The following is a 20779-nucleotide window of genomic DNA, read 5'->3' as shown; positions in this document are numbered from 1 at the left end:
TGCGAGGTGCGGCTGCAGGTCCCCCTTCGACGCGGGCGCCGCCGCTTCGTCCTCAACCCGGGAGCGGCAGGGCGTCCGGGATGCGCGGCTTGGCGTTGCCGGCGAAGGTGAACTTGGCGTCGTCGCCTTCGCCGTCCACATCCACCACCACGACGTCGCCGGCGTGCAGCTCGCCGAAGAGGATCTTCTCGGAGAGCTGGTCCTCGATCTCACGCTGGATGGTGCGGCGCAGCGGCCGGGCACCCATCGCCGGATCGTAGCCGCGGGTTGCCAGGAGCACCTTGGCCGCGGGGGTGAGCTCGATGCCCATGTCCTTGTCCGCCAGGCGCTTCTCCAGCCGGCCGATCATCAGGTTCACGATCTCGATGATCTCGTCCTGGGTCAGCTGCGGGAAGACAATGACGTCGTCAACACGGTTCAGGAACTCGGGGCGGAAGTGCTGCTTGAGCTCCTCCGTGACACGGGCGCGCATCCGGTTGTAGCCGGTCTGCGTGTCCGTGCCGGACTGGAAGCCGGTGGCAACGCTCTTGGAGATGTCCCGGGTGCCGAGGTTGGTGGTCATGATGATCACGGTGTTCTTGAAGTCCACCACCCGGCCATGGCTGTCGGTCAGGCGGCCGTCTTCCAGGATCTGCAGCAGCGAGTTGAAGAGATCGGCGTGTGCCTTCTCCACCTCGTCGAAGAGCACCACGGAGAACGGACGACGCCGGACCTTCTCGGTCAGCTGTCCGCCCTCGTCGTAGCCCACGTAGCCCGGAGGGGCACCGAAGAGCCGCGAGACCGTGTGCTTCTCCGAGTACTCGGACATGTCCAGGGTGATCAGGGCGTCTTCCTCGCCGAACAGGAACTCGGCAAGCGCCTTGGCGAGCTCGGTCTTGCCGACGCCGGTGGGACCGGCGAAGATGAACGAACCGCCCGGACGCTTCGGATCCTTCAGACCCGCACGGGTCCGGCGGATAGCCCGCGAAACCGACTTAATCGCCTCATCCTGGCCCACCACACGCTGATGCAGCTCCTCTTCCATCTTCAGCAGGCGCGAGGACTCTTCCTCGGTCAGCTTGAACACCGGAATGCCGGTGGCATTCGCCAGCACCTCGGCGATGAGGTCCTCATCGACTTCGGAGATGTCGTCCATGCCGCCGTTCTTCCACTGGCGTTCCTTCTCCTTACGCTCGGCGGCGAGCTTCTGCTCCTCATCGCGCAGTGACGCGGCACCCTCGTAGTCGGAGGCGTCGATCGCGGCGTCTTTGGCCTTCCTGACGGCAATGATTCTTTCGGCAATAGCCTTAAGCTCCGGCGGGGCCGTCATCCGGCGGATGCGCAGCCGGGCGCCGGCCTCATCGATCAGGTCGATCGCCTTGTCCGGCAGGAACCGGTCCGAGATGTAACGCTCCGAGAGGGTCGCCGCGGCGACCAGCGCGCCGTCGGTGATGGTGACCCGGTGGTGTGCCTCGTACCGGTCGCGGAGGCCCTTGAGGATCTCGATCGCGTCGGCGACAGAGGGTTCCTTGACCTGGATCGGCTGGAAGCGGCGTTCCAGGGCGGCATCCTTCTCGATGTGCTTGCGGTAGTCATCCAGCGTCGTCGCACCGATGGTCTGGAGCTCGCCGCGGGCCAGCAATGGCTTCAGGATCGACGCCGCATCGATGGCACCCTCGGCCGCACCGGCACCCACCAGGGTGTGGATCTCGTCAATGAACAACAGAATGTCGCCGCGGGTGCGGATCTCCTTGAGGACCTTCTTCAGCCGCTCTTCGAAGTCACCGCGGTAGCGGGAGCCTGCCACCACGGAGCCCAGGTCCAGGGTGTACAGCTGCTTGTCCTTGAGAGTCTCCGGGACATCGCCGCGGACAATCGCCTGGGCGAGGCCTTCGACGACGGCGGTCTTGCCGACGCCCGGTTCACCGATCAGGACAGGGTTGTTCTTGGTGCGGCGGGACAGGACCTGCATGACGCGTTCCATTTCCTGCTCGCGCCCGATCACGGGGTCAAGCTTGTTCTCGCGCGCAGCCTGGGTCAGGTTGCGGCCGAACTGGTCCAGGACCACGGAACCGGAGGGAGTCGCTTCAGCCTGGTCCTGGCTCGGGCCAACGCCGGTGCTTTCCTTGCCCTGGTAACCCGAGATGAGCTGGATGACCTGCTGGCGGACCCGGCTCGGATCCGCACCGAGCTTGACCAGCACCTGGGCGGCAACACCTTCACCCTCGCGGATGAGGCCGAGCAGGATGTGCTCGGTTCCGATGTAGTTGTGTCCCAGCTGCAGGGCCTCGCGCAGCGAAAGCTCCAGCACCTTCTTGGCGCGCGGAGTAAAGGGGATATGGCCGGACGGGGACTGCTGGCCCGGGCCGATGATCTCCTGCACCTGCTCACGCACGCCCTCGAGCGAAATGCCAAGGGACTCAAGAGCCTTGGCGGCAACACCTTCACCCTCATGGATCAGTCCCAAGAGGATGTGTTCGGTACCGATGTAACCGTGGTTCAGCATGCGTGCCTCTTCCTGGGCAAGCACAACCACGCGACGGGCACGGTCCGTAAATCGCTCAAACATTTCGCCACACTCCCGGCTACCCCCTCCTTGATGCTACGTCGCCGCAGGCCCACTTGGGGCGTTCGCGGGAGGCAAAATATTAGAGAGCCGGATTCATCCGACGTCCGGGTAAGTGGCAGGTTTTCGCACCGCTATCCGGCGTGCCACGGCGAGTGGACTCCGCCGCCATGACACCTCCTGCCGTTGGATGCCGATTCAATTCCCGCACCCAATCGGACCGGTTAATGACGGATGGCGGTTGAGCCCAGGCCGAGATGGTTGTTCCGGCTGACGCCGACGATCAGGGTTGCGGCAGCCTCGATGAGGTCATCAATTCCGTGTGCATCTCACACGCCGACGGATGCAGGGCAATCCGGTGAGAAACCCTGGCATTTCCCAATCGGTGAGCTGGCCGGATCTACGAATACGCTGACCGGCTGCGGCCACAGAATGCTGATGAGGCTTCTCGAAGCGCTCCATGGAGCAGACGGGCTCGTCACTGGGCCGCCGCCAACTTTCCACTACCGGAAGGGGCGCGGAATCCGTCATGCGCGGAGCGGGGATTCTGCATCGCCGGATCCATGAGGCAAGCTTTCCACCGGTCACGACAGAGGAAGGGAAAGCCGCTCCAACTTGGTCATTTTGATGCTTAGCGCTACTTTTCCGCGCAGTGGTCCTCGACCCCCGAGACAGCGCCGGTGGCCGTCGAAGAACTCCGGCAAGATTCCTGAACGCTGCCCCCAGGTCCGGCCGGTCTTTTCCACTGCTCCCGACGATGGCCGGAAGTACGTCCAGCACCGGCTCTGGGCGGACCGGGCCGATGTGGTCGAGCTGGTCAAACAGGGCGCCACGGTCTACGTCTGCGGCGACGGCAAGCACATGGCGCCGGAGGTCCGCGACACATGTGCGCTCATCTACCGGGAGGCGACCGGGGCCTCGGCGGCGGACGCCGATGCGTGGATGGATGAGGTGGAACGCACCCACGGCAGGTACGTGGCCGACATCTTCACGTGAAGATGCCACCGGTCAGAAGAACATCGGCGGGGCGTCCAGGACGGTCTCGTCCACGCGCCGGTCCACCCACTGGCTGAAGGGCTTGTCCAGTTCATACTTGCCGCGGTCGGTCCGCAGTAGCGTCCGGACCTCGGCGTTGTCCGGGTTGTTCAAGGACTCGAAGTACTCCACGGACCAATGGAACCAGCGCATGCAGAACAGCCGCATCGTGAGCCCGTGTGTCACAAACAGGGCGTTCGGGGCATAACTCGGCTTGGACCAGTGCCGGTACAGCGTCTCCATGAACGAGGAGATCCTGTCGTACACATCGGAGCCGGACTCGCCCTCCCGGAAACGGTAGAAGAAGTGGCCGTAGGCGTTCCGGAGCTCCTTCTGGTCCTCGATTTCGCCGGCGATCTGGAAGTTCGCCCAGTCCTGCTCGCGCAGCCGCGGCTCCTCGATGACCCGTTCCGTCAGCGGACCCAGGTTCAGCGCCTCGAGGGTCTGGTACGCCCGTAGATACGGGGATACATAGACGCAGACCTGGCGGCCATCGAGCAGGCGCCGGACCTGCTCGCCGGCGGCCCGGGCCTGCTCGAGGCCCAGCCCCGTCAGCGGAATCCGGTAGTCCGGCACCCGGTTGTAAATGGAGGTGTCGGCGTTGGCGGCAGACTGGCCGTGCCGGATCATGATGATTTTCCCGGGCGCACTCATAAATCCCAAGCATAGGGCTCTGCTGCCCGGCGGATCCGCCAGAGCCCGGAAGCAGGCAACTGCCAGCAACTGCAGGCAAGATAGGAACATGTTGGTTCCCTCCCGCCGTCGGCTGCGGATAGAAGTGTTGATTGTCCTGGGCCTGTCACTGGGGCAGTCGGCCGTGTATTCAGTGGTGCAGCTGCTGGACAAGATAACCAGGGCGCCGCTGGCGCAGGGGACCTCCACGCTGAACCGCTCGCAAAGCAGCCGCGAGTACTTCGACCTCACCTACCAGCTGCTGGACATCATCTTCGCGCTGGTGCCGGTGGCCCTGGTGATCTACTTCCTGACCGAGCACCGGGCCGGCCTGCCCGGAGGCAGCAGCCTTTCCGGAAGCAGCAGCCTGTCCGGAAGCAGCAGCCTGCCCGGAAGCAGCAGCCACGGCGCCACCGCCTTCGGCAAGCTGGGCTTCAATTTCGCCCGGCCCGGCAAGGACCTGCTGCAGGGGCTGGGCCTGGCCGCGCTGATCGGGATTCCCTCGCTGGGCCTGTACGCCGGAGGCCGGGCGCTGGGGATCACGACGGCGATCATCCCCAGTGCGCTGGACTCCTACTGGTGGACGGTGCCGGTGCTGATCCTCTCCGCGGTCCGGCACGGGATCGTGGAGGAGGTCATTGTGGTGGGCTACCTGCTGGACCGGCTGGGCAAGTTCGGCTGGAGCATGCCCGTGGCAATCTTTGCCAGCTCCATGCTGCGCGGCAGCTACCACCTGTACCAGGGCTTCGGGCCGTTCATCGGCAATGCGGTCATGGGAGTGATCTTCGCGCTGATTTACACCCGGACCCGCCGGGTGATGCCGCTCGTCATTGCCCACGCGCTGCTGGACATCGTGGCGTTCGTCGGGTTCAGCCTCTTCGGCAAGGCCATCGGTCTGGGCTGAGCCGGCCCGGGCTGAGGCGCCCGCGGCCGGCGCGCCAGGCCGGCCGTTAAACGATCTCGGCCGCCATCAATGGGTGACGTCATTGGCACCCGCTGATGGCGGCCGAAGTGTTAGGGCAGTGAAGGCCTCAGATGGTGACGGCTCCGGAAGCGGTTTCGAAGGTGACGGAGAGGATGCCGGGCGTGCCATGCGGGGCAAGCCAGTTGACGGCGACATCTTCCAGCGGCTTCTCCACCTGTTCACCCAGCCATTCCGTGACGCGGTCTGCCGAGCCGGCGATGGTCAGGGACGTCATCTTGACGTCGCTCGGGTAGGCGTTGGAGGGGTGCAGCTCCGGATCGCCCTCCCACTTGAGCATGTACGGGACCTGGGGGTCGGCGATGAGTCCCAGGATGCCGATCTGCTTCCAGACCAGCTCGCGGCCGTCGGGGAACTTCCGGTTGCCGTTGACGGCAGCGCGGCCGAGCCGCTCTTCGAACGGTGCCAGGTCGTCAACCTCGACGCACCAGCCCATCCAGCCGCCGCCCGCTTCGGAGCGGGCGCGTACGGCTTGGCCGAAGGGAGCCTTGTCCGAAGCCGGGTGGTTCAGGACCTCGACGACTTCCAGGTACTTGTGTCCCGCGAGCGGGATAATCATGTTGCGGGTCCCGAAACGGGGGTGTACTCCGCCCTTTACGGCTTCGACGCCGAGGGCAGACGCAATACGGTCGGTGGTGGCTGCCAAACCATCTCGTTCACAGGCGTAAGAAACGTGATCCATGCGCATGCCATCATCTTGGCACTTTGTGATGGAGCTCTCAGCTTAGGGCATCCTAAGCGAGATGGGATGTCATTCTGTGGTGGTGCGGGCGCCATCGTTGCGCCCGTCACGGCAGGACTCCGCCCGCGGACCCGGGGTGCCGGAGGGCGGGCTTCATCTTTGTCACAAAGCTATCCAAGGCCCGGGGAGCGTTCCTACACTGAAGCCAGGTCATGAGTGCCAGCGGATAGCCCCGGCTTGCTGGCCGGCAACCCTCGTATCGCGGTGGGGTGCCCCGGGTGAAGACCTGGCCGTCCGGCGCCCGCCGGAGGGCAAGCGCGGCGCCTGCACCGCCCCCGGGCCGATGGCCTGTGGGGTGGGCTGTGCCCGGTCCTTGAGGAGTATTCCGATGTCCAATGCCTGGTCCTTCGAAACCCGCCAGATCCACGCCGGCCAGGAACCGGACAGCGCCACCGGCGCGCGTTCCCTGCCCATCTACCAGACGACGTCGTTCGTGTTCCCCAGCGCCGAAAGCGCCGCCAACCGCTTCGCGCTTGCCGAACTCGCCCCCATCTACACCCGGATCGGCAATCCCACCCAGGATGCCGTGGAACAGCGGGTGGCCAGCCTTGAGGGCGGCCTCGCGGCCCTGCTGCTGAGCTCCGGCCAGGCCGCGGAGACCTTCGCGATCCTGAACGTCGCCGAGGCCGGCGACCATGTGGTGGCCAGCCCCAGCCTGTACGGCGGAACCTACAACCTGCTGGCCCACACGCTGAAGAAGTTCGGCATCTCCGTGACCTTCGTGGAGGATCCGGACAACCTGGAGCAGTGGCGCGACGCCGTCCGGCCCAACACCAAGCTGTTCTTCGGCGAAGTGGTCTCCAACCCCCGCCAGGACGTCCTGGACATCGAGGGCGTCTCGAAGGTAGCCCACGAGGCCGGTGTCCCGCTGATCGTGGACAACACCCTCTCCACGCCGTACCTGATCCGGCCGATCGAGTGGGGCGCTGACATCGTGGTGCACTCCGCCACCAAGTACCTCGGCGGCCACGGCGCCGCAATCGCCGGCGTGATCGTGGACTCCGGCAACTTCGACTTCGGGAAGGACCCGGAGCGGTTCCCCGGCTTCAACACGCCGGACCCCACGTATAACGGACTCGTCTACGCCCGGGACCTCGGCAAGGACGGCGCCCTCGGCGCGAATCTCTCCTACATCCTCAAGGCCCGCGTCCAGCTCCTGCGCGACCTCGGCTCCGCCGTGTCGCCGTTCAACGCCTTCCTCATCGCCCAGGGGATCGAGACCCTGAGCCTGCGCGTCGAGCGCCACGTCGCCAACGCCACCAAGGTGGCCGAATGGCTCGAGGCCAGGGACGACGTCGAATCGGTCGCCTATGCGGGGCTGCCGTCCAGCCCCTGGTACGAGCGCGGCCGCAAGTACGGCCCCAAGGGGACGGGCGCCGTCGTGGCGTTCAACATCGCCGGGGGAGCGGAGGCCGGCAAGCGCTTCGTCGACGCCCTCGAACTGCACTCGCACGTCGCGAACATCGGCGACGTGCGCTCGCTGGTCATCCACCCGGCGTCGACCACCCACAGCCAGCTGTCGCCGGAACAGCAGACAATTGCCGGCGTCAATCCTGGACTCGTACGGCTTTCGGTGGGTCTGGAACACATTGACGACATCATCGCGGACCTCGACGCCGGCTTCCGCGCGGCCAAGGGCGTCTGAGTCCGCCGGTTCCCGGCACCCCTGCCGCGCAGGGGTGCCGGGAACCACGGCCTCGAGTCACATAGCCGTCATAATCTTCGCCACAACGGCGCCTCGTTTCGTAAGCTAGTGGCAGGTCATGAGTGCCAGTGACAGCCCCGGCTTGCTGGCCGGCAACCCTCCTTTTGCGGCGGGGTGCCCCGGGTGAAGACCTGGCCTGCCGGTCTGCCGACGGCGGGCAAGCGCGAAGTTAGGTCCTCACATGACGATTGCCGTCACCCGCACGGGTGTACCCGGAAGCAAAACCGCCCATATGCCAGCCACCGGCCCGGTCGTCGCGGTGCCCGAAACAGTGCCTGGCGCAGTGCCCGAAACACTGCCCGAAACAGTGCCCGGCGCAGTGCCCGATACCGTGCCCGACGGGACCGTCCGGTACCTCCGGATCGGCGGCCTGGAACTCGAATCCGGCGCCCGGCTGCCCGATGTCACCCTCGCCTATGAAACGTGGGGGACCCTCAACGCGGACCGCTCCAATGCGGTGCTGATCGAGCATGCCCTCACCGGGGACACCCACGTCACCCGCGGTGCCGGCGAGGAGCCCGGCTGGTGGGAGCAGCTCGCCGGGCCCGGCGCCCCCGTGGACACCGACAGGTTCTTTGTTGTCTCCATCAACATCCTCGGTGGCTGCTACGGCTCCACCGGGCCCTCGACGCCGGCTCCTGATGGCCGGCCCTGGGGCTCCCGCTTTCCGCTGGTCACCCTGCGGGACACCACCGCCGCCGAAGCCCGGCTGGCCGACGCCCTGGGCATCCGCAGCTGGTACGCCGTGCTCGGCGGATCCCTCGGCGGGGCGCGCGCCCTCGAGTGGGCCGTGACCTTCCCGGAGCGGGTCCGGCGCTGTGCCGTGATTTCCATCGGGGCCAGCAGCACTGCTGAGCAGATCGCCTTTGCCCAGGCCCAGACGCTCGCCATCCGCCAGGATCCGAGTTTCAAGGGCGGGGACTACTACGGCGGCCCGGGACCGGAAGCGGGCCTGGCCCTGGCGCGCCGGATCGCGCACATCACGTACCGCTCCGCCGCCGAACTGGACGGACGCTTCGGCCGGAATCCCCAGGCGTCCGAGGCTCCGCTGGAAGCCGGCTCCCTGGCGGGCCGCGGCCGCTACCAGGTGGAGAGCTACCTCGACCACCAGGGCAACAAGCTGGTCCGGCGCTTCGACGCGAACAGCTACATCGCCATCACCGAGGCCCTCATGAGCCACGACATCAGCCGCGGCCGCGGGGCGCTCGAGGAGGCCCTGGCGCCGGCCACGGCCGAGTTCCTGGTGGCGGCCGTGGACTCGGACCGGTTGTATTTCCCGGCGCAGTCCCGGGTGCTCGCCGAGGCGCTGCCCGGCGAGGTGGAGGTGCAGCTGATCGAGGCGCCGATCGGCCACGACGGCTTCCTGACCGAGATCGGGCAGCTCAGCGGCCAGCTCAGGGAAGGTTTCTTCAGCTGACCCTGCCCGCCGCCCGTCAATGGCCTTAAACCGCCATCGCCTCGGCCGAAACGGCCGCCGATTGTGCATTTTTGCAGATGCGCTCTGCACTAATGGCCGTTGAGGCCGGGGCCGGGAGCGACCATACTCATTGGGAATGATGCCGCGTGTCACAAATCACAGGCGTCCTCTGCCCAATGGTCCATAGGGTGTCGACGGAGACACCGAAGGAGTCACGATGAGTACGGAAAACGCGGCCGCGAGGCGCGCAGAAGAGCCCGACGTCAAAACGTCCGGCCTGAAGAAGGTCGTTGCCGCCTCCATGGCCGGCACCGTGGTGGAGTGGTACGAGTTCTTCCTCTACGCGTCCGCCGCCACCCTGGTCTTCGGCAAGATGTTCTTCCCCAACTCGGGGACCGAACTGGACGGCATCCTCGCCGCTTTCCTCACCTACGCGGTCGGCTTCATTGCCCGCCCCATCGGCGGGATCGTCTTCGGCCACTTCGGCGACAAGTTCGGCCGCAAGCAGCTCCTCCAGCTCAGCATCATCCTGGTCGGTGCCTCCACCTTCGCGATGGGCTGCCTGCCGGGCTTTGCACAGATCGGCTACTGGGCCCCGGCCCTGCTGGTCTTCCTGCGCTTCGTTCAGGGCTTCGCCGTCGGTGGTGAATGGGGCGGCGCCGTCCTGCTGGTTGCCGAGCACAGCCCCAGCAAGTCCCGCGGCTTCTGGGCCAGCTGGCCGCAGTCGGCGGTTCCGATGGGCAACTTGCTCGCCACCGGTGTGCTGTTCACCCTGTCCTCCACCCTGTCCTCCGCTGACTTCCTCGGCTGGGGCTGGCGGATAGCGTTCTGGCTCTCCGCCGTGATCGTCGTCATCGGCTACTACATCCGTACCAGGGTCAGTGATGCCCCCATCTTCCTGGAAGCCCGCAAAGAGGTCGAGGCCGGCCACAAGGGGTTCGGTGTCGCCGAGGTTTTCCGCCGCTACCCGCGGGGCGTCTTCACCGCCATGGGACTGCGTTTCGCGGAGAACATCCTGTACTACCTCGTGGTCACGTTCTCCATCACCTACCTCAAGACGGTCGTCCACACGGACACTTCGCGGATCCTGCTGCTGTTGCTCGTTGCGCACTTCGTGCACTTTTGTGCCGTACCGATGGTCGGCAAGCTTTCGGACCAGTTCGGCCGCAAGCCCGTCTATATGGCCGGCGCTGTCCTCGGTGCGACCTGGGGCTTCTTCGCCTTCCCGATGATGGACACCGGGAACGACCTCGTCATCCTCGCCGCGATCACCATCGGCCTGCTGTTCCACTCGCTGATGTACGCCGGCCAGCCAGCCATCATGGCCGAGATGTTCCCGACCCGGATGCGCTACTCCGGTGTCTCGCTGGGCTACCAGGTCACGTCGATCGTCGCCGGCTCGCTGGCCCCGATCATCGCCGTCGCGCTGCTGAGCGCCTTCGGCTCCTCCACCCCGGTGGCCATCTACCTGCTGATCGCCTGCGCCATCACGGCAGTCGCGGTCTTCTTCCTGAAGGAAACCCGCGGCATCTCGCTGCACGACGTCGACGCCGCCGACGCCCAGGGCACGGCCGACCTGCTTGCCGCAGGCAAAAAGTAACAGGCAAAAAGTAACAGGCAAGGAGTAACAGGCAAAAAGCAGGCTCAACCAACAGCCCCTGTCCCCGCACTGCGGGGACAGAGGCTGTTGTTCTGTGCGTGCTGTGCTCAGCTGGCGAGGACGCCTCAGCCTGCCAGAACGCCTCAGCCTGCCAGAACGTCCTGGCGGCCGGCGACCTCGGTGCGGATCGCTTCGAGCACGGCCTGCACGGGGGCCGAGCGCAGCGATTCCGAGCGCGCCACGGCCCAGATGGGGAGTTGCCGCTGGAAGTCGTCCGGCAGCACCGGCAGGAAGTCGGGATTCCCGACCACCAGGAAATTGGGCAGCAGCCCGATCCCGCCGCCCCGGCGCACGGCCTCGAGCTGGGCGAAGATGCTGGTGGCCTGGAAGCTGGACCGGGGCACGGGAAGCTGGGTGGAGCGGTGGCCGAGTTCGGCGACCTGCAGTGCCGATTCCACGTAGGAGACAAAGCCGTGCTGCCTCACGTCGTCGAGCGTGAGGGGCAGGCCACGCTCCTGCGCATACTGCGGGCTCGCATACAGCCGGAGGAAGTAGTTGCTGAGGAAGATGGTCTGGGCGTTGCTGACGTCCAGGTTCCCCACCACCACTTCGAGGTCCACCCCGGAGCGGTTCTGGCTGACCTTGCGCGTGGCGCTGAGCATTTCCACGTTGAGCGTCGGATGTTCCTGCTGCAGCCGCACGAGCGCCGGTGCGACGAAGCCGACGCCGAAGCCGTCCGGCGTCGCGATCCGGACCAGGCCGGAGAGCAGGTCCCCGGTCCGGGTGATGCGGCTGGACAGCGCGCCGAGGGTGCCCTCGATAGCCTCGGCCGCGGCGACCGCCTGGCTGCCGAGTTCCGTCAGCTCCCAGCCGTGTGGGCTCCGTTCCAGGGTGCGCCCGCCCAGCTGCTTGTCCAATGCGAGGATCCGGCGCGAGATGGTGGTGTGGGTGGTGCCCAGCGTCTCGGCGACCGCATTGAACCGGCCCAGCCGGGCCACGGTCAACAGGATCAGCAGGTCATCCGGGCTCGGAAGCCGTCTCAAGTCCACAATGACCTTCCTCCCACGTCCATGTGCATCCATGCACATGCCATCTGTAGTTTTTTACCTTGATTGCACTGTAACAGGATGTGATGCTGGACACGGAACATCCGGCGTCGAGGCCGGACCACGCAGCACAAAGCACGCAGCACAAAGCAAAGGAGCTTATGCCATGGCAGTAATCGCTTGGATCGGACTGGGGAACATGGGCGGGTCCATGTCGGTGAACCTGGCCAAAGCCGGGCACGACGTCCGCGGCTTCGACCTCAACGCCGAGGCAGTGGCCGCCGCCGAAGCCGGCGGCGTCAAGCCCGCCGGCAGCATTGCCGAGGCCGTCGACGGCGCCGACGTCGTCTTTACGATGCTCCCCAAGGGCGAGCACGCCCGCGCCGTCTACCTCGGCGAGGACGGCGTCCTGGCCCATGCGGCTACCCGCACACTGCTCGTGGACTCCTCCACCATCGACATCGCCTCCTCCCAGGCCCTGCACGACGCCGCGGCCGCCGCCGGCTTCCGCTTCGTCGACGCCCCGGTCTCCGGCGGGATGAGCGGCGCGAAGGCCGCAACCCTGACCTTCATGATCGGCGGCGAGGCCGGCGCCGTGGCCGAGGCCACCGAATACATCCAACCGATGGCGGCGAACATCATCCCGACCGGCGGCGCCACCACCGGCCAGGCCGCGAAGATCTGCAACAACCTGATGCTCTTCATCAACCTGGCCTCGACGGCCGAGGGTGCCGTGCTGGCCGAGCGGCTCGGCCTGGACAAGCAGGTGTTCTGGGACATCGCCTCCGTGTCCTCCGGCGACAGCTGGGCCCTGCGGACCTGGTACCCGGTGGCCGGCGTCGTCCCCACCGCGGCCTCCAACAACGACTTCGCGCCCACCTTCACCACCGAGCTGGCCAACAAGGACATCGGCCTCGCCATCAGCGCCGCGCGCGACACCGGCACCCCGCTGGAAATCGGCGAGCACGTGCAGCAGCTCTTCCAGCGGCTCGTCGATTCCGGCCAGTCCGGCAAGGACTGCTCAATGATCATCAAGCTCGTCGACGGCTCCCTCGAGTCCGCCAACTAGCCATGCTGCACTGCACCAAGCTGCACTTCACCAAGCTGCGCTGCACCAAGCTGCACGCTTCGAACCCGCACCACACGAAAGAGACCCACCCCATGGAACGCATTCCGCACTTCATCAACGGCGCCCTCATTTCCGACGCAGACCGCTTCGGCCCCGTCTTCAACCCGGCCACCGGCGAACAGGAAAAAGAGGTCGCTCTGGCGTCCGCCGCCCGCGTCGAGGAGGCCGTCCAGGCTGCCCGCGCGGCCTTGCCGGACTGGCGCGCCACGAGCCTGGCCAAGCGCACCACCATCTTCTTCAAGGTCCGTGAACTGCTGATGCAGCGCCGTCCCGAGCTGGCGGCCCTGCTGACCAGCGAACATGGCAAGGTTCTCTCCGACGCCGAAGGCGAAATCACCCGCGGCCTGGAGAACATCGAATTCGCCACCGGGCTGTCCCACATGCTCAAGGGCGAGCGCTCCGAACAGGTGTCCGGCGGCGTCGACGTCCACTCGGTGCGCCAGCCGGTCGGCGTCGTTGCCTGCATCACGCCGTTCAATTTCCCCGCCATGGTGCCGCTGTGGATGATCGGCAGCGCCCTGGCCTGCGGCAACACCGTGCTGCTCAAGCCGAGCGAGAAGGACCCGTCCTCCGCCATCTTCATCGCCCAGGTCTTCGCCGAGGCCGGCCTGCCGGCTGGCGTGCTGAACGTGGTCCACGGCGACAAGGAGGCCGTGGACGTCCTGCTGGAACACCCGGACGTCAAGGCCGTCAGCTTTGTCGGCTCGACGCCGATCGCGCAGTCCATCTACAAGCGTGCCGCGGACCACGGCAAGCGCGTGCAGGCCCTGGGCGGCGCCAAGAACCACATGGTGGTCCTGCCCGACGCGGACCTGAGCATGGCCGCCGACGCCGCCATCTCCGCCGCCTACGGTTCCGCCGGGGAGCGTTGCATGGCGGTCAGCGTGCTGGTGGCCGTCGGGAACATCGCCGATGAGCTGGTGGACGCGATCACCACCCGGATGGCCACGCTCAAGATCGGCCCCGGCACGGACCCTGCCTCGCAGATGGGACCGCTCATCTCGGCCGAGCACCGCGACAAGGTGGCCTCCTACGTGGCCGGCGCGGCCAACGAAGGAGCCACCGTGGTGGTGGACGGACGCACGCAGGAGTTCGACTCCAAGGGCTTCTTCATCGGCGTCAGCCTGATCGACAACGTCAAGCCCGGCATGAAGGTCTACGACGACGAGATCTTCGGCCCCGTGCTCTCGGTGGTCCGGGTCGAGACGTACGCCGATGCGGTTAAGCTCGTCAACGACAACGAGTTCGGCAACGGTGTGGCGATCTTCACCCGCGACGGCGGCGCCGCCCGGCAGTTCGAGTTCGACGTCGAGGCCGGCATGGTGGGCGTCAACGTGCCCATCCCGGTGCCGGTGGGAACTTTCTCCTTCGGCGGCTGGAAGAGCTCGCTCTTCGGCGACACCCACATGTACGGCCCCGAGAGCATCCGCTTCTACACCCGCGGCAAGGTGGTCACCACCCGCTGGCCGGACCCGTCCACCTCGGTGATCGACCTCGGTTTCCCGCAGGTCGACTGACACAGCCGGCCCGGCGCCGGTGCACGTACGAAGAGAGGCCCCGCAGCGGCGGGGCCTCTCTTCGTACGTGCCTGGCAGGGCGTGGGGCTAGCCCTTCATGATCTCCGCACGCTGGGCCATGTAATCCTCCATAGCGAGCTCACCGTTGCTGTAGCGCTGGTCCAGTTCCGCCAGCTTCCGCGCCCGGAAGCCCTGCGGGGCCGACGGCGGCGGCGGAACCGAAGGGCCCGACGGCTGCTGCTGCGCGCTATCCTGCCGTCCGGAACCCTGCTGTTCCGGCCGCGGTTGCGGCGGATTGTTCAGGTACTCGGGGCTGTCCTCGTAGGGGACGGGCGCCTGGTAGCCCTGCTGGCCCGGGAACTGCTGACCGGGGTACGGCTGGTTCGCGGGCGGCCGCGGGGCGCCCAGCTGGCCGAACCCGCCGTAGTAGTCCTGCTGTGTGTAGCCGTCCCGAGGTTGCTTGCTTTGCCCGCCGGGGAATTGGCCGAACTGTCCCGAAAATCCGCCGGGCCGGGACTGGTCCTGGTTCCGGCCGCGCACCGATTTCCTGTACAGGCGCATCGCCATCGGGACCAGGAATGATAATACGATGATCCAAAAGAACAGACTGTTCACGGTACCGCGCCTTTCAGAGGGTGTCCTTTCAGCTTAACCCCATCGCCTCCGGGGTTAGAGCCGGACGGCCGGCATCCCGAGGAAGCCGGCGTAGGCAGCCACGGCCGCCTCGATCGACTGCCCCCTGTCGGCCCCGGTGCCCGGCTGCAGACGGATATCCAGTTCGCAGCGGCCCCGGACGAAGCTGTGCCGCCACACCCCCGCGAGCCGGCCGTCGCGCAGGACGAGGTGCATGGGCTGGCCGGCCACGGGAGCGAACGGTGCGGTGCCGCCCAGGAAATGGCGCGATCTCGAGTACCCCATGACGTACTCGTCGTAGCACTGGATCAGGTCGATTCGCCCTGCCTGTCGGGTGCCAGCCTGTCCCGTGCCAGCCCCGCTGAAGTCTCCGCCGCCGGCGTCCCCGGCGTCCCCGGCGTCCCCGGCGTCCGGCGTCGGACGGGCGTAGAAGACGACGCCGTCGATCACTGTCGGGTCGAGTGACCCCGGGGCTGCTTCCCGGGCGAGCCGCAGCCCGGCCCGGATGTCCGCCACCGTGAGCCCGGACCAGTCGGCGCAGTCCTTTTCCGTCGCCGGGCCGCGGCTGGTGAAGTAGCGGCGGACCAGCTCGGCCAGGGCCAGCGGTCGGTCCATCAGTCCGGCCCGTGCAGCGGGCACGCGTTCGTCAAAGAGGGCATACGTCTGTCTCAGCGCTCCGCCGGCGCTGCGCACCGGCGCCCCGCTGACCAGCACGCCGCTGGCTTCGGCGAACATGATCCGGTAGGCCAGCCCGAGGCCGCCGTCGGCGAACCCCGCTGTGAGGAGTGCGGCCGCGAGTTGCTCCCGGGTCTTGTGGGCGCCGCCGGCCACCGCCGCCGCCAGGACGCAGTTGCTCCGCGCGCCGTCGGCGGAGTCGATCCCGGACCGGCGGTACATCCCGGAGTTACCTTGGTGCAGCCGGGGTGCGGAGAGCGCCAGGAGCCAGCGCAGATCGTCGCGGTGCACGAAGTGCCAGGTGGGCCGCAGGATATGGGTGCGAAGGATCGTGCCGTCAGACACCGCCTGTTCCACGTCGGCAGCCGAGGCGCCCGCGGTGCGCTGGGCCAGCGTCCAGCGCGCGTAAGGGAACTCCTGCGACTGGACAGCCAGGAGGTTCCTCACCGCCTCATCGACCGTTGCGGCGAAAGGTTCGCGCAGCTGCTGCCCGCGGAGCCGCAGCCTCACGACGTCGTCGGCGTCCATCCGTCCCGCCGGAGCTGTCCGGGCCGGCTCAGGACCGCGCTGGCTCTTCCGCGCCCGGCGGGCCTTCGCCGGAGCCCAGCGGTACCCCCGGGCCGAAAACGGGACCGGGCAGGGGGCGCTTGGCCGTGATGCCGTCGCCGGAGGAGCGGTGCCGCAGCCGGCGGACCACCCACGGCACGAAGTACTCCCGGGCCCACACGAGATCGCCCGAGCGGGCCTCCCGCCAGCTGCGTTGGGGCAGCGGCTTGGGGGAGAGCGGCTCCAGCGTGTGCTGGACGTTCAGGGAATCCAGCACCATGGCGGCGATGGTGTGGTGGCCCAGCGGGGAAAAATGCAGGCGGTCCGCGTCCCACATCCGGGGATCGTTCAATTGCCGCAATGACCACATGTCCGCGATGACGGCATCGTGCCGGGCGGCGATGGTGCGGAGGTTCTCGTTGTAGATGGCCACCTTGCTGCGGATCCGGCCCAGCACGGAGGAGCCGGTGTCCGGGCCATTGAACAGGACCACCGTGGCCCCGCCCAGGCTCAGGATCTGCACTACCGAGTCCAGCTTTTCAGCCAGCACATCGGGGTCGCCGCCGGGCCGGATCAGATCGTTTCCGCCGGCAGACAGGGTCACCAGGTCCGGTTTGAGGGACAGGCAGTGCGCCAGCTGTTGGTCAACGATCTGCTGCAGGAGCCGGCCGCGTACGGCGAGGTTGGCATAGGCAAAGTCTTCGTGGCCGCGGCTCAGTTCCTCTGCCACGCGGTCCGCCCAGCCGCGGTGGCCGCCGGGGCTTGCCGGTTCGGGATCGCCGATGCCTTCCGTGAAGGAATCGCCCATGGCCACGTACCGGGTCCAGGGGTGGCTCAAGGCGCGTTCTGGTGGATTCTCCATGGCTTCGGATTCGCTCCGTTCATATCCTGCACTGTTCCTGCAAAGCTACGCCACCGTAGCTTGTTACCGGCAGGTAACGGGAGGAGCGAACTGCAAGAATGGACCCATGACTCAAGCTGATGCCTTTCCTGCCCCCGTTGTCCTGTGGTCCAAGCCCGAGGAGGAGCGCGCCGGCAAGCCGCTCCTGGTCCTGCTGCACGGCTACGGCGCCAACGAGCAGGACCTGCTGAGCCTTGCGGACATGCTTCCCGGAGAATTCACGGTGGCCTCGGTGCGGGCTCCCCTTGTCACCGGCCCCGGCTTCACCTGGTTCCCGCTGACCGCCTCCATCGACTATTCGCTCGACGCTGTCAAGGCGGCGTCGGGGTATGTGCTGGACTGGATCGACTCCGTCAAGGCCAACCACTCCTCGGTGACGCTGCTGGGATTCTCCATGGGCATGGCGATGGCCACCACGCTGCTGCGGCAGCGGCCCGCGGACTTTGCCGCCGTCGTCGGGCTGTCCGGTTTTGCGGTCAACGCCGACTCGGACCCGAGCTTCCGGGACGCCGAACTCGACGGAACCGTGCCGATGTTCTGGGGCCGCGACCAGCAGGATCCGGTGATTACTCCGGACAAGATCGAGTTCACCATGGGCTGGGTGCGCCAGCATGTCAAGCTGACCAAGGTGCTCTACACGGGGATGTGGCACGGCATCAACCAGCAGGAGGTCGGCCATGTCTCCGAGTTCCTCACGCACGAGGTGCTGAGCAGGTAGCGCGCCCGACGGCGACCCGCAGGAGCGCGCCCAGCCAGGCGCGCCGGGACGCCCGCGGCGGCTACGCGCCGGGCGGTTAAGCCCCGGCCGGGGTGGTGATCCGGACGGTCTGTCCGTTCACGGTCACGGTGTCGCCGTGGTGGAGCTGGCGGCCGCGGCGGTCCTCGATCTCACCGTTGACCTTCACGAGTCCGCTCCTGATCAATTCCGCAGCCTCCACGCCGTCCTCCACCAGGCTGGCGAGCTTCAGCAGCTGACCGAGGCGGATCATGTCGTCGCGGATGGGGATGTCTTCAATTTCCGGGTTGCTCATACAAGCAATAATGCCTGACGTAAGGTGTCACCAATGACCCACGCACCACGCCTCCCTCCCCTCGCCGGCCTGCCCTTGGCGGTGGCGGCCGGGCTGCTTCTTCCGGTGCAGGGCCGGATCAACGGCGCGCTCGGCACGGCCCTGGCGGACGGCATCGCCGCCGCGGTGGTCAGCTTCACCACGGGGCTGGTCCTGGTGGTCGCCATCTCGCTGGCGCTGCCCAAGGGCCGGGCGGGCCTGGCGCGGGTCCTGCCGGCCGTCCGGAACCGGGAGTTCCCGCCCTACTACGTCCTGGCCGGCTGCATCGGCGCGTTCTTCGTGTTCACGCAGTCCTTCACCGTCGGCCTGCTGGGCGTCGCCCTGTTCACCGTGGCGGCCGTGACCGGACAGACGCTCAGCGGGCTGCTCGTGGACCGGATGGGGATCGGCCCTGCCGGAAAAAGGCCCATCACCGGCATCCGGGTGCTGGGCAGCATCCTGACCATCGCGGCCGTCGCCTGGGCCGTGTCCCCGCGCTTCTCCGGAGCCGAATCCGGGACCGCCCAGTTGCTGGTTCCGGTGCTGCTCCCGGTACTGGCCGGCTTCCTGATGAGCTTCCAGCAGGCCATGAACGGCACCGCGACGGTCCACTACGGCACGCCCATCACGGCCACCCTGGTGAACTTCGTCTCCGGCACGGTCCTGCTCTGGGTCGCCTGGCTGGTCAAACTCGCGGTCGCCGGCGCCGGCAACCCGCTCCCGGGGGAGTGGTGGTACTACCTCAGCGGCCCCATGGGCTGCGTCCTCATCGGGGTGGGCGCCCTGCTGGTGCGCAGCCTGGGCGTGCTGGTGACGGGTCTCGGCATGATTTCCGGCCAGCTCCTGGGCTCGCTCGGCCTGGACCTTGCCTTCCCGGCACCCGGCACCGTGGTGGCACTTCCGACGGTGCTCGGAACCGTGCTGACTCTCGCCGCGATCATCCTGGCCACCCTGCCCTGGCCCCGGGGCGCCCTGAAGCGGTAGCCGTGAAGCGGGTGGCCCTGAAGCGGTCGCCGTGAAGCGGGTGGCAGCCCGGTAGGCTAGGAGGCGCAGCTTCCTGCACCGCAATCCCTTGCACCACAGCTCTTTTGTTTTGCGTTTTGTTTTGCGTTTTAGTGCCCCGTCCGGCAACCAGCCGGGGTTCCGGGGCTGAGACCGCGGACCGCACCCAGCGGCCCTGTAGAAAGTGGAGTTCCCATGGCAGCAAAAACCGTCCTCGACCAGATCATTTCCCTCGCCAAGCGCCGGGGTTTCGTATTCCAGGCCGGTGAAATCTATGGTGGCTCACGTTCTGCCTGGGACTACGGGCCCCTCGGTGCCGAGCTCAAGGAAAACATCAAGCGCCAGTGGTGGCAGTCCGTGGTCCGCGGCCGCGAAGACGTGGTGGGCCTGGACTCCTCCGTCATCCTGCCCCGCCAGGTCTGGGAAGCGTCCGGCCACGTCGATGTGTTCTCCGACCCGCTGGTTGAATGCCTCTCCTGCCACAAGCGCTACCGCGCGGACCACCTCGAGGAGGAATTCGAGGAAAAGAAGGGCCGCCCCGCCGAGAACGGCCTCAAGGACATCGCCTGCGCCAACTGCGGCACCCGCGGCGAATGGACCGAGCCGCACGAGTTCTCCGGCCTGCTCAAGACCTACCTCGGCCCCGTCGCCAGCGAAGAGGGCCTGCACTACCTGCGCCCCGAGACGGCCCAGGGCATCTTCGTCAACTTCAGCAACGTGCTCACCACCTCCCGCAAGAAGCCGCCGTTCGGCATCGGCCAGATCGGCAAGTCGTTCCGCAACGAAATCACACCGGGCAACTTCATCTTCCGCACCCGCGAGTTCGAGCAGATGGAAATGGAATTCTTCGTGGAGCCCGGCACGGATGAGCAGTGGCACGAGTACTGGATGAAGGAGCGCATGTCCTGGTACACCGGCCTGGGCATCCGCGAGGAGAACCTGCGGTTCTTCGAGCACCCGCTGGACAAGCTCAGCCACTACTCCAAGGGCACCACGGACATCGAATACCGCTTCGGCTTCCAGGGCTCGGAGTGGGGCGAGCTCGAGGGCATCGCCAACCGCACCGATTTCGATCTCTCCACCCACGCCAAGGCCTCCGGCACGGACCTGAGCTACTTCAACCAGGCCACCAACGAGCGCTACACGCCGTACGTGATCGAACCCGCCGCCGGCCTGACCCGCTCCTTCATGGCGTTCATGATCGACGCGTACACCGAGGACGAGGCACCCAATGCCAAGGGCGGCGTCGACATCCGCACCGTGCTCAAGCTTGATCCGCGGCTGGCGCCGGTCAAGGCGGCCGTGCTGCCGCTGAGCCGCAACGAGGACCTGTCCCCGAAGGCCAAGGACCTCGCCGCCCAGCTGCGCAGGAACTGGAACATCGAGTTCGACGACGCCGGCGCCATCGGCCGCCGCTACCGCCGCCAGGACGAGATCGGCACGCCGTTCTGCATCACGGTGGACTTCGAGACCCTGGACGACCAGGCCGTCACCATCCGCGAACGCGACACCATGAGCCAGGAACGCGTCTCCCTGGACAAGGTGGAGGGTTACCTGGCCGCACGGCTGATCGGCGCCTGATC

At 67.0% G+C, this 20779-nt stretch carries 18 protein-coding genes and 2 riboswitches; of the genes, 10 read left to right on the top strand and 8 right to left on the bottom strand.

What is annotated here, in order from left to right:
* Positions 1-52: 52 nt before the first annotated feature.
* A complete protein-coding gene (locus ACVWZ8_RS01290) occupies positions 53-2548 on the bottom strand; it encodes an ATP-dependent Clp protease ATP-binding subunit (RefSeq protein WP_456503533.1) in 2496 nt (831 codons plus the stop codon).
* Positions 2549-3172: 624 nt separating this feature from the next.
* On the opposite strand from ACVWZ8_RS01290, the gene ACVWZ8_RS01285 reads away from it, so the two are divergent.
* Positions 3173-3541 (top strand): hypothetical protein, encoded by a 369-nt coding sequence (locus tag ACVWZ8_RS01285; protein WP_456503532.1) that lies wholly within the window; start codon positions 3173-3175, stop codon positions 3539-3541.
* A 12-nt stretch (positions 3542-3553) separates the two neighbouring features.
* On the opposite strand, the gene ACVWZ8_RS01280 is transcribed toward ACVWZ8_RS01285, so the two are convergent.
* A complete protein-coding gene (locus ACVWZ8_RS01280; protein WP_456503531.1) occupies positions 3554-4234 on the bottom strand; it encodes a histidine phosphatase family protein in 681 nt (226 codons plus the stop codon).
* A gap of 88 nt (positions 4235-4322) precedes the next feature.
* Here ACVWZ8_RS01280 and ACVWZ8_RS01275 point away from each other — a divergent pair, with 88 nt between their 5' ends.
* Positions 4323-5156, top strand: a complete 834-nt coding sequence (locus ACVWZ8_RS01275; protein ID WP_456503530.1) for a CPBP family intramembrane glutamic endopeptidase — start codon at positions 4323-4325, stop codon at positions 5154-5156.
* Positions 5157-5283: 127 nt separating this feature from the next.
* Here the strand turns inward: ACVWZ8_RS01275 and ACVWZ8_RS01270 are convergent, their stop codons facing one another.
* Positions 5284-5922 (bottom strand): VOC family protein, encoded by a 639-nt coding sequence (locus tag ACVWZ8_RS01270; protein WP_426976665.1) that lies wholly within the window; start codon positions 5920-5922, stop codon positions 5284-5286.
* Positions 5923-6124: 202 nt separating this feature from the next.
* Positions 6125-6240: riboswitch (SAM riboswitch) on the top strand.
* A 64-nt stretch (positions 6241-6304) separates the two neighbouring features.
* Between ACVWZ8_RS01270 and ACVWZ8_RS01265 the strand changes: the two genes are divergently transcribed.
* From ACVWZ8_RS01265 to ACVWZ8_RS01255, 3 genes are all read left to right on the top strand, one after another.
* Positions 6305-7621 (top strand): bifunctional o-acetylhomoserine/o-acetylserine sulfhydrylase, encoded by a 1317-nt coding sequence (locus tag ACVWZ8_RS01265; RefSeq protein WP_426976666.1) that lies wholly within the window; start codon positions 6305-6307, stop codon positions 7619-7621.
* A gap of 114 nt (positions 7622-7735) precedes the next feature.
* Positions 7736-7851: riboswitch (SAM riboswitch) on the top strand.
* Between the two features lie 11 nt (positions 7852-7862).
* Positions 7863-9098, top strand: a complete 1236-nt coding sequence (gene metX, locus ACVWZ8_RS01260; protein WP_456503529.1) for a homoserine O-acetyltransferase MetX — start codon at positions 7863-7865, stop codon at positions 9096-9098.
* Positions 9099-9315: 217 nt separating this feature from the next.
* Entirely contained in the window at positions 9316-10698 is a 1383-nt protein-coding gene (locus ACVWZ8_RS01255) for an MFS transporter (protein ID WP_456503528.1), read from the top strand.
* Between the two features lie 143 nt (positions 10699-10841).
* Here ACVWZ8_RS01255 and ACVWZ8_RS01250 read toward each other — a convergent pair whose 3' ends face one another.
* Entirely contained in the window at positions 10842-11741 is a 900-nt protein-coding gene (locus ACVWZ8_RS01250) for a LysR family transcriptional regulator (protein ID WP_456505889.1), read from the bottom strand.
* A gap of 169 nt (positions 11742-11910) precedes the next feature.
* Between ACVWZ8_RS01250 and mmsB the strand changes: the two genes are divergently transcribed.
* The gene (gene mmsB, locus ACVWZ8_RS01245; protein ID WP_456503527.1) at positions 11911-12813 is read left to right on the top strand and encodes a 3-hydroxyisobutyrate dehydrogenase; all 903 of its coding nucleotides are present in this window, start codon (positions 11911-11913) and stop codon (positions 12811-12813) included.
* Between the two features lie 92 nt (positions 12814-12905).
* Positions 12906-14390: a CoA-acylating methylmalonate-semialdehyde dehydrogenase gene (locus ACVWZ8_RS01240; RefSeq protein WP_456505888.1), complete on the top strand. Its 1485-nt coding sequence runs from the start codon at positions 12906-12908 to the stop codon at positions 14388-14390.
* An 87-nt stretch (positions 14391-14477) separates the two neighbouring features.
* On the opposite strand, the gene ACVWZ8_RS01235 is transcribed toward ACVWZ8_RS01240, so the two are convergent.
* The 3 genes from ACVWZ8_RS01235 to ACVWZ8_RS01225 form a co-directional block, all read right to left on the bottom strand.
* Positions 14478-14957, bottom strand: coding sequence for a hypothetical protein (locus ACVWZ8_RS01235; protein WP_456503526.1), 480 nt, complete (start codon positions 14955-14957; stop codon positions 14478-14480).
* A 102-nt stretch (positions 14958-15059) separates the two neighbouring features.
* A complete protein-coding gene (locus ACVWZ8_RS01230; RefSeq protein WP_456503525.1) occupies positions 15060-16226 on the bottom strand; it encodes a winged helix DNA-binding domain-containing protein in 1167 nt (388 codons plus the stop codon).
* Between the two features lie 28 nt (positions 16227-16254).
* On the bottom strand, positions 16255-17106 hold the full coding sequence (locus ACVWZ8_RS01225) for an SGNH/GDSL hydrolase family protein (RefSeq protein ID WP_456503524.1): 852 nt from the start codon (positions 17104-17106) through the stop codon (positions 16255-16257).
* Between the two features lie 106 nt (positions 17107-17212).
* On the opposite strand from ACVWZ8_RS01225, the gene ACVWZ8_RS01220 reads away from it, so the two are divergent.
* Complete coding sequence (locus ACVWZ8_RS01220) at positions 17213-17863, top strand: alpha/beta hydrolase (RefSeq protein WP_426976673.1); 651 nt, start codon at positions 17213-17215, stop codon at positions 17861-17863.
* A 76-nt stretch (positions 17864-17939) separates the two neighbouring features.
* Here ACVWZ8_RS01220 and ACVWZ8_RS01215 read toward each other — a convergent pair whose 3' ends face one another.
* Positions 17940-18176: an RNA-binding S4 domain-containing protein gene (locus ACVWZ8_RS01215; protein WP_426976674.1), complete on the bottom strand. Its 237-nt coding sequence runs from the start codon at positions 18174-18176 to the stop codon at positions 17940-17942.
* A gap of 33 nt (positions 18177-18209) precedes the next feature.
* Here ACVWZ8_RS01215 and ACVWZ8_RS01210 point away from each other — a divergent pair, with 33 nt between their 5' ends.
* The gene (locus tag ACVWZ8_RS01210; RefSeq protein ID WP_456503523.1) at positions 18210-19178 is read left to right on the top strand and encodes a DMT family transporter; all 969 of its coding nucleotides are present in this window, start codon (positions 18210-18212) and stop codon (positions 19176-19178) included.
* A 213-nt stretch (positions 19179-19391) separates the two neighbouring features.
* Entirely contained in the window at positions 19392-20777 is a 1386-nt protein-coding gene (locus ACVWZ8_RS01205; RefSeq protein WP_426976676.1) for a glycine--tRNA ligase, read from the top strand.
* The last annotated feature ends 2 nt before the right edge of the window (positions 20778-20779 follow it).

This window comes from Arthrobacter sp. UYCu723 (assembly GCF_054059215.1).
This window is presented reverse-complemented; position numbering and strand designations above follow the sequence as displayed.

What these genes read in the sequence shown, in the direction of transcription:
- ACVWZ8_RS01205 (WP_426976676.1), top strand. Translation starts at nt 19,392, where the DNA reads ATGGCAGCAAAAACCGTCCTCGACCAGATCATTTCCCTCGCCAAGCGC.
- mmsB (WP_456503527.1), top strand. Translation starts at nt 11,911, where the DNA reads ATGGCAGTAATCGCTTGGATCGGACTGGGGAACATGGGCGGGTCCATG.
- ACVWZ8_RS01255 (WP_456503528.1), top strand. Translation starts at nt 9,316, where the DNA reads ATGAGTACGGAAAACGCGGCCGCGAGGCGCGCAGAAGAGCCCGACGTC.
- ACVWZ8_RS01210 (WP_456503523.1), top strand. Translation starts at nt 18,210, where the DNA reads ATGACCCACGCACCACGCCTCCCTCCCCTCGCCGGCCTGCCCTTGGCG.
- ACVWZ8_RS01225 (WP_456503524.1), bottom strand. Translation starts at nt 17,106, where the DNA reads ATGGAGAATCCACCAGAACGCGCCTTGAGCCACCCCTGGACCCGGTAC.
- ACVWZ8_RS01230 (WP_456503525.1), bottom strand. Translation starts at nt 16,226, where the DNA reads ATGGACGCCGACGACGTCGTGAGGCTGCGGCTCCGCGGGCAGCAGCTG.
- ACVWZ8_RS01265 (WP_426976666.1), top strand. Translation starts at nt 6,305, where the DNA reads ATGTCCAATGCCTGGTCCTTCGAAACCCGCCAGATCCACGCCGGCCAG.
- metX (WP_456503529.1), top strand. Translation starts at nt 7,863, where the DNA reads ATGACGATTGCCGTCACCCGCACGGGTGTACCCGGAAGCAAAACCGCC.
- ACVWZ8_RS01270 (WP_426976665.1), bottom strand. Translation starts at nt 5,922, where the DNA reads ATGCGCATGGATCACGTTTCTTACGCCTGTGAACGAGATGGTTTGGCA.
- ACVWZ8_RS01275 (WP_456503530.1), top strand. Translation starts at nt 4,323, where the DNA reads ATGTTGGTTCCCTCCCGCCGTCGGCTGCGGATAGAAGTGTTGATTGTC.
- ACVWZ8_RS01285 (WP_456503532.1), top strand. Translation starts at nt 3,173, where the DNA reads ATGCTTAGCGCTACTTTTCCGCGCAGTGGTCCTCGACCCCCGAGACAG.
- ACVWZ8_RS01240 (WP_456505888.1), top strand. Translation starts at nt 12,906, where the DNA reads ATGGAACGCATTCCGCACTTCATCAACGGCGCCCTCATTTCCGACGCA.
- ACVWZ8_RS01235 (WP_456503526.1), bottom strand. Translation starts at nt 14,957, where the DNA reads ATGGCGATGCGCCTGTACAGGAAATCGGTGCGCGGCCGGAACCAGGAC.
- ACVWZ8_RS01220 (WP_426976673.1), top strand. Translation starts at nt 17,213, where the DNA reads ATGACTCAAGCTGATGCCTTTCCTGCCCCCGTTGTCCTGTGGTCCAAG.
- ACVWZ8_RS01215 (WP_426976674.1), bottom strand. Translation starts at nt 18,176, where the DNA reads ATGAGCAACCCGGAAATTGAAGACATCCCCATCCGCGACGACATGATC.
- ACVWZ8_RS01280 (WP_456503531.1), bottom strand. Translation starts at nt 4,234, where the DNA reads ATGAGTGCGCCCGGGAAAATCATCATGATCCGGCACGGCCAGTCTGCC.
- ACVWZ8_RS01290 (WP_456503533.1), bottom strand. Translation starts at nt 2,548, where the DNA reads ATGTTTGAGCGATTTACGGACCGTGCCCGTCGCGTGGTTGTGCTTGCC.